The organism is Acinetobacter sp. (assembly GCF_041911495.1).
Classification (GTDB): domain Bacteria; phylum Pseudomonadota; class Gammaproteobacteria; order Pseudomonadales; family Moraxellaceae; genus Acinetobacter.
The window spans coordinates 1-7,926 of record NZ_JAYROT010000056.1; the positions used below are offsets into that span (position 1 = coordinate 1).

Annotated in this window: 4 protein-coding genes, 1 tRNA gene and 1 pseudogene; 4 read left to right on the plus strand and 2 right to left on the minus strand. The window is 41.7% G+C overall.

Annotated features, from left to right (window positions below; all coding sequences use genetic code 11):
- Positions 1 to 65: 65 nt before the first annotated feature.
- Together ACE3PQ_RS07035 and cysS are read right to left on the minus strand one after the other, a co-directional pair.
- A tRNA-Gly gene (locus tag ACE3PQ_RS07035) sits at positions 66 to 141 on the minus strand.
- Between the two features lie 225 nt (positions 142 to 366).
- Complete coding sequence (gene cysS / locus ACE3PQ_RS07040; RefSeq protein WP_374296450.1) at positions 367 to 1,806, minus strand: cysteine--tRNA ligase; 1,440 nt, start codon at positions 1,804 to 1,806, stop codon at positions 367 to 369.
- Between the two features lie 99 nt (positions 1,807 to 1,905).
- Between cysS and ACE3PQ_RS07045 the strand changes: the two are divergent.
- The 4 genes and pseudogenes from ACE3PQ_RS07045 to ACE3PQ_RS07060 all read left to right on the plus strand — a co-directional run bounded on the left by ACE3PQ_RS07045 (position 1,906) and on the right by ACE3PQ_RS07060 (position 7,766).
- Positions 1,906 to 2,283: pseudogene (locus ACE3PQ_RS07045) on the plus strand (VOC family protein).
- A gap of 49 nt (positions 2,284 to 2,332) precedes the next feature.
- On the plus strand, positions 2,333 to 2,731 hold the full coding sequence (locus tag ACE3PQ_RS07050; protein WP_374296452.1) for an SMI1/KNR4 family protein: 399 nt from the start codon (positions 2,333 to 2,335) through the stop codon (positions 2,729 to 2,731).
- A gap of 145 nt (positions 2,732 to 2,876) precedes the next feature.
- The gene (locus tag ACE3PQ_RS07055) at positions 2,877 to 4,160 is read left to right on the plus strand and encodes an exonuclease SbcCD subunit D C-terminal domain-containing protein (RefSeq protein WP_374296454.1); all 1,284 of its coding nucleotides are present in this window, start codon (positions 2,877 to 2,879) and stop codon (positions 4,158 to 4,160) included.
- Between the two features lie 9 nt (positions 4,161 to 4,169).
- On the plus strand, positions 4,170 to 7,766 hold the full coding sequence (locus ACE3PQ_RS07060; RefSeq protein ID WP_374296456.1) for an AAA family ATPase: 3,597 nt from the start codon (positions 4,170 to 4,172) through the stop codon (positions 7,764 to 7,766).
- The last annotated feature ends 160 nt before the right edge of the window (positions 7,767 to 7,926 follow it).

Here is a 7,926-nt window from a genome sequence, read left to right on the forward strand (position 1 = left end):
CTTTCTAAGTGATTGAAAGCAGGCATAAAAAAAGCCCCAATCTTTTGATTGAGGCTTTTAGAATTTGGAGCGGGAAACGAGACTCGAACTCGCGACCCCAACCTTGGCAAGGTTGTGCTCTACCAACTGAGCTATTCCCGCTTTGTGGACGCTATTATAGTCATCATATTGTCACCGTCAACAACTTTTTTATATTATTCAGCCGATTGACGAATTTTTAGCACAACAGTTTAATTTTTATCAAATACCGCCTTCGAACCTATAATCAGTGCAATTTCATTTTGCTACAAGGCAACCAAGCGATGAGGTACATGTCGTACTTCGAGTGAGGTTAACGCAGTAGCAAAGTTAAAGTGCCTGATATAGTTAATCAACACGGCGCCAAGTCGTACCCTGTCGACTATCTTCAAGCACGATACCTTGATCGAGTAAAGCCTGACGAATTGCATCTGCTTCAGCGAAATTTTTGGCTTTCTTGGCATTAGCACGGGCTTGAATCTGAGCTTCGACTTCGTCATTAGATAAGCTATTTTCTGCACCAACGTCTGACTTTAAGAATTCATCGTTATCATGCTGTGCAATATTGAGGATCTCACATAAGGCGTTGAGCGTTGCATACGCAGTCGCTGCTTGTTGCCATTCTTCAGCTTTGATTGCACGATTGGTTTCACGACTCAGTTCAAACAAGATGGATAACGCTTCAGGTGTATTGAAGTCATCTGACATGGCTTTGACAAAGCGTTGATAGGCATCTGCACTTTGCACAGATTCGAGTTTAATCGAGGCTAAAATCTGCTGTACTACATCGCTATTTTGCACCGCTTTATTGGTTTGATAAAAGCGAGTTAAGGCGTTTTTAGCTTCTTTGAGCGCACTGTCTGAGAAATTGATCGGGCTACGATAATGCGATGACAGGATAAAATAACGAATCACTTCAGGGTGGAACTTTTCCATCACATCACGAATGGTAAAGAAATTGCCCAATGATTTTGACATCTTTTCGCCATCGACATTGACGAAACCAACGTGCATCCAATAATTCACATATTGCTCGCCCGTTGCGCCTTCACTTTGTGCAATTTCATTTTCATGATGCGGGAAGATCAAATCGCCACCGCCACCGTGAATATCAAAGTGATTCCCTAGACAGCACGTTGACATCGCAGAGCATTCGATATGCCAACCTGGACGACCATTTCCCCACGGTGACTGCCAAGATGGTTCTGAGGGTTTTGCAGATTTCCACAGCACAAAGTCAAATGGATGTTGCTTTTGCACTTCAACATCGACCCGCTCACTCGCACCAGCTTGCATATCTTCAAGCTTACGACCTGATAGGCGACCGTATTTGGCAAATTTTTCCACCGCATAATAGACATCGCCATTCGGTGCAGGATATGCCACATTATTCTCAATGAGCTGATTAATCATGTCCTGCATCTGCGGAATATAATCCGTAGCACGTGGCGATTGATCAGGATCAAGACAGCCAAGCGCATGCGCATCTTCATTCATCGCCTTGATAAAACGATCGGTTAACTCGTTAATCGTTTCGCCATTTTCATTAGCACGTTTGATGATCTTGTCGTCAATATCGGTAATGTTACGAATATAGTTCACTTTCCAATTTTGACTGCGCAGGAAGCGTGTAATATAGTCAAATGCAACCATCACCCGAGCATGCCCAATATGACAGTAGTCATACACCGTCATCCCGCAGACATAAAGGTTAATTTCGCCTTCACGTAGCGGTTGGAATGTGGCTTTTTGACGTTGCTCAGAGTTATACAGGACAAATGGTTGCATCGTAATGTTATGGTCTAAAAAATGAATAGCGAATCATAACCTATTTCGTCTATCCTGAAAAAGACATACATGGCATTATTAGCCAGCAAGGAAAATAAAATTAATTCGATCGCTTATTTTGAAATCCAATCGTCTAACCCATCTCGTGATGCCGAATTTTATCAGCAAGTTTTCGGTTGGCGCGTTGAATAAGTCGAGGGTTTGCCGATTGAATATTATCGCATCGAAAGCGATGGTATGCACGGCGGACTGCTACAACGCCCTTGCCAAGTCCCGCCTGTAGAGTACGGCACCAATGCTTATACGTGCTCGATTCAAATGGAAAACTTTGATGCAACAGCACAGAAAATTTTAGAATTAGGCGGACTCGAAGCCATGCCAAAATTTGCCATCGCAGGACGTTGTTGGCAAGGTTATTTTGTGGATTTTGACAATAATGTGTTTGGGATTTTTGAAGTGGATGAGTCGGCGCAATAAATTGACCGATTGAAAATGAATTAAAATCACACTCGGAGAATCTCGATCTATGCCATTTCCAATTGATGAAAAATACATCGCACAAACGGAACAACAACTCGGACTGACTTTCCCACCTTGTTTTAAAGCAAAAATGATCGAAATGAATGGTGGTGAAGTCGTTGCCGATGATGATCTATGGCAACTGTTTCCATTTTTCGATCAAGCGGATAAAAAGCGCATCAAGCGAACTTGCAACCACATCATTTATGAAACTAAACAAGCCCAACAATGGGGTGGCTTTCCCATTGATGCGATTGCTATCGCCAGTAATGGTTCAGGGGATCTACTGATTTTTAAGAAACTGGACAATGTACAACAACTTGAGGACACGGTATATCGTTGGTCACATGAAACCGCAGCGCTGAAAGTCGTCGCGCAACAATTCAACCAGTTAAAACAAGGCTAAGCACTGTTTCAAATTTGCCACTTCAAAATAATACAATTTTATGACGACTGAATATGTCGCACATCACTGTGAAAAGCATTTTTCAGCACGCGATTTATGTTAATTTAACATCAGCGATTTTTATGGTTTGGGCTGAGTAACTTCGATGACTTTACGTTTTTTTCATACTGCGGATTGGCATTTGGGTCAATTTTTTTATCAACATTCTCGTCAGTATGAACATGAGCAGTTTTTAGCATGGTTACTTGAGCAAATTCAGCAAAAACAACCGCATGCCCTACTCATCGCAGGCGATATTTTTGATGTGATTAATCCTGCATCTTCTGCTCAGAAACAGCTTTATCAATTCTTAGCCGATGCACATGACCTTGCACCGAATATGCAAACCTTAATGATCGCAGGCAATCATGATTCAGGCTATCGCATTGAGCAAATTGAGCCATTACTCGCCAAATACAATGCCAAAGCCGTTGGCGTTATCCATAAAAATAACGACGGACAGATTGATTTAGAGCGTTTACTTGTGCCGATTTATGATGAAAATCAAGTCATTGTGGCGTGGTGCTTAGCCCTGCCTTTCTTGCGTCCTGCGGAGATTACAGGATTTAATGAACAGACCAGTAATAGTCAAAATGCGATTGCGTATCTGCATCAACAACTGATTGCTGAAGCAAAGAAAAAGAAAACGCCTGAGCAAGCGCTGATTCTGATGTCACATGCGCACATGCAAGGCGGTGAAACTTCTGATTCTGAGCGCCCAATTATTATCGGTCATGAGGAAGCGCTGTCTACTGCGCTGTTCGATGAGGTGATTGATTATGTCGCTTTGGGGCATTTGCATAAACCGCAAAAAGTCCAAGAACAGCATATTCGCTATAGTGGCTCGCCGATTCCGCTGTCGTTTGGTGAGATCAATTATAAACATCAGATTCTTGAAGTGACCATTGATCCGCAAGCACACTCTTCTCAAAAAAACAGCACCGAAGAAAGTGATCATGCACGCCTACTTTTAGAACCGATTTTGATTCCTCGCAGTGTGCAATTACATAAAATAAAAGGTGAACTGACTGAGGTTTTCACACAACTCAGCGCCTTACCACAAGGTGAAATTGAACATATTGATCAACGTGAATATGTCGATATCGAATATCACACCAATGTGCCACCACAGCCGAATTTGCGCCAACAATTCGAAGATGCCTTGCCGAAAAATCGCTATCGCTTAGTGCGTATTGCTCGGCAATATTTAGCCACTGAACATGATGGAAACATCGCCAAAACGATTAATTTAGAACCACCGACACCTGAAAAACTCTTTCAACAAATTTGGCAAAAGCATGGTTATGCCGAAGATGATTTGGTGCAACAGGATTTTTTGAGTTTGGTCGAAGAAGCACAGAAAACACTTGAAGATGATCAAAGCAGTTAAGGATTTGCCGTGAAAATTTTATCTATCCGACTCAAAAATTTGGCATCTCTTTCAGGTGAGCATTTTATAGATTTTGAATCTGAACCGTTGGCATCGGCTGGTTTGGTAGCGATTATCGGCAAAACAGGCGCAGGAAAATCGACTATTTTAGATGCAATGTGCCTTGCCCTGTTTAATAAAATTCCTCGTTTAAAAGACAGTGATGGCAAACTCACCGATGTGGATGGCACCGAGCTGTTGACCAATTCGCCACTGACGGTATTGCGTCGTGGCACAGCGCATGGCTTTGCAGAATTGTGTTTCGTGGCGCAAGATCAGAAGCATTATCTCGCCCGCTGGGAGTTGAAGCGTTCCCGTGAAAAAGCCGACGGCAAACTGCAAAATGTACAACGCTATCTCAAATGCTTAACCGATGATGTGGTGATCGCCGACAAAGCCAAATCGGTCGATGCAAATATTTTAAAAATCACCCAACTGAGCTTTGAACAATTCACCCGAGCGGTATTGCTCGCACAGTCCGAAGTCACTGCATTCTTAAAGGCACGTGACAATGAACGTGGTGAACTACTTGAATATTTAACCAATTCCTCCATCTTTGCCAAGATTGGACAATTGGCTTTTGCCAAGACCAAAGAAGTTGCCACCGCACGTAAAGAATTGGAAAATTTCCTTGGGCATATCGAGATTTTATCTGATGACGACTTTGCTGAATCTACCCACCAATTTCAGTTGATAGATGCTGAATATAAAAAAATGGAATTGGAAAAATCACAATTTCACCAACAACAGCAATGGTTTGAACGTAAAAAGAAATTGGATAGCGACATCATCCTCAAACAACAAACTGTCGATATTCATCGCAAAGCACAGCAAGACTTAGCACCTGAAAAAGTGCAATTGCAACGATTAGAAATATTTTCAGACATTCGTCCAAATGTATTTCAACAACAGCAATTGCTAAAAACCGAGCAAGAACTTCGCCCGCAGATTGCGCAAAAGCAAAGCCAATTTGATGATTTAGCAAAGCAATTTAAAATTAAAAAAACGCAATATCAGCAGACCGAATCTGCTTTAAATCAGCTCCAAGACTTTGAACATAAAAATCAAAATGCATTGAATGATGTCCGTAAATGCGTGCAAGAACGTGACTTTATCGGTGCGGAATTTAAAAAATTACAGCTTAAATCGCAAGATTTAGCACAGTCACAACAGCCATTACTCGATCAAAAACAACAGATTGAGCAACAGCTTTCACAATTTAAACAACAACAAAATGAATTGAAGCAACAGCTTAAATCGAGTCAACATTTCCATAGTCTAGATCAAGGTTTAACTGCACATCTGCACCAATTAGATCAATTTATCATTCAATATCAAGAAATTGAAAATCAATGCAAGGATTTAAATCAGCTTGAACAGCAACTTGCTGAACAAAAACAATCCCTACAAAGCAACATCTCGCAATATGGCAACGCTGAGCAAATTGAAGCTCAGCTTGAGCAAGTGCGACAACAACGTGAGATGCGTTTAAAACAGTTGAATCAATTCGATTTTATGCAACAGAAAATCGCACAATGGTTTGTCTTAAAAGATGAATCTGCACAAATCCATGTCAAACTCAACAATGCAACTGTACAAGTACAACAACGCAAAAAAGCGACTGAACAAGCGGAACAAGCCTATCAGGCTACGCAAAATGAACGTCAGCAAATCCAAAACATCTTGCAACAGCAACGCTTGCTCCATGCGGAAAATATTGAACATTTACGAGCAGAACTGCAAGATGGCGAAGCCTGTCTAGTCTGTGGCAGTTCAACGCATCCGTTTAAAACTGATGATGCTCTGCCCTCCAAAGCACTGTTTGAATTGCAACAACAGCAAGAGCAACAAGCCATTACCAAAGAACAAGAGTATTTTAAAACGTGGCAAATCGCTCAGCAAAATTTGACCAAATCGCAAAGTGAAGTGGAGCAACATAAGGCGACACATTTATCACTCATTAGCAAAGTAGAAACAGCGCAAAATGAACTAACACAACAACTGAATAACGCCAATATTCAACTGGATTTGGCGCAATCGCAGACTGATATTCAAGACAAATTAAATCAATTTATTCAACAACTTAAAACAGACATTGAACAGCTTGCAACACAGCTGAATAACATCACTCAAGCCAATAAACAACAGCAACAACTTGAGCAAAGCATTCAAGAGCTTGCGCATGTTTTATCGACAGCAAAGAACTTACAACAACACGTACAGCATATTTTTCATTGCGTATCTAGCGTTGAACAACAGCATTGGCAACAACAGCCTGTGAACAGCGCACAACGGATTTACGCCACATTAAAGCAACGTCTTGAACAGCTTAATCAGCTAGAACAATCCGCAAAACGACTTGAACACGCCACACAGCAAGGACTTTCTGTACAGCTCAATTTAGAGCATCTCGACAAACAGATGGCTGACGCACAGCACAGTCTGAAAGAGATCAAACAAAAAGGGCAAGAAAACACCGAACTGGCGCAACAATTGATTCAGACGATGACAGGTTTAACTGAGGTCAAACCCAATGAATGGCTGGCTGAACATGATTCAACTCGGCAACAACTCCAAAGCCAATATCAACAACATAAGCTCAGCTATGATCAGGTGCGCCTACAATTTGAACAACTCAAAGGTCAACTCGAACAGCTCCAAGCACAGCAACAACAATCTCAGAACAACTTAAACCATGTGAATGCTGAAATCCAAACTTGGCTTCAACAGCATCGTGAGTTTCAGGCACATGATTTAGGGGCTTTATCGCAGATTCGCCCTGCTGAGGAACAACAGATTCGTCAGCAAATACAAAATGCTGAACAACGTCTCAATGATGCCCTATCTGTGCTCAACACCATTCAAACACAATTGACGGAACACTTAGCATATCAACCTGAGATGGATTGGGCACAATTACAACAATTGATGCAAGAGAATAGCGTTGCCCTAAAAACACAGCTTGAAGCACGAGATCAACTCAAACTCAAGCTCGAAGTCCATCAACGCAATCTTGCGAAACAAAAGCAATTCGCAGATCAAATTCAGCAAATCCAACAAGAAGAACATCGTTGGAATAAAATCTCTAGCTTGATTGGTGATGCCAAAGGCAAAGAGTTTAGAGATTTGGCACAGCAATATAACCTCGATATTTTATTGGAATATGCCAATCAACAACTGACACTTTTATCCAATCGCTACACCTTAAAACGTTTGGACAATTCACTGAGTCTGGCAATTATTGATCATGATATGGATGGCGAAACACGTTCAGTTGCCTCGCTTTCTGGTGGAGAGTCATTTTTGACTTCTCTCGCCTTATCCTTAGCGATTGCCAATATGGCTTCGGGTTCAATGAAAATCGAGTCCTTATTTATCGATGAAGGTTTTGGCACCTTAGATGCATCTTCGCTCCACATGGTGATGAATGCGTTGGATCAATTGCAAAATCAAGGGCGTAAAGTCGTCCTCATTTCACATATTCAAGAGATGCACGAACGCATTCCAGTACAAATACAGGTGCGACCTCTCGGCTCGGGTGCGAGTGATATTCACGTGGTGAGTTAATTGGACGAATCAATATGTTTGAAAAAATTCGCTCGCTAAACATTAAATCATCAAGCTATCAACCCTTAGACAAAACATTCATTCTGCAACTGGAAAGTTTACGTGGACTCAGTGCGATTGTGGTGCTGTTTAGTCATGCCTTTCAAGCCTTCGTCGCACC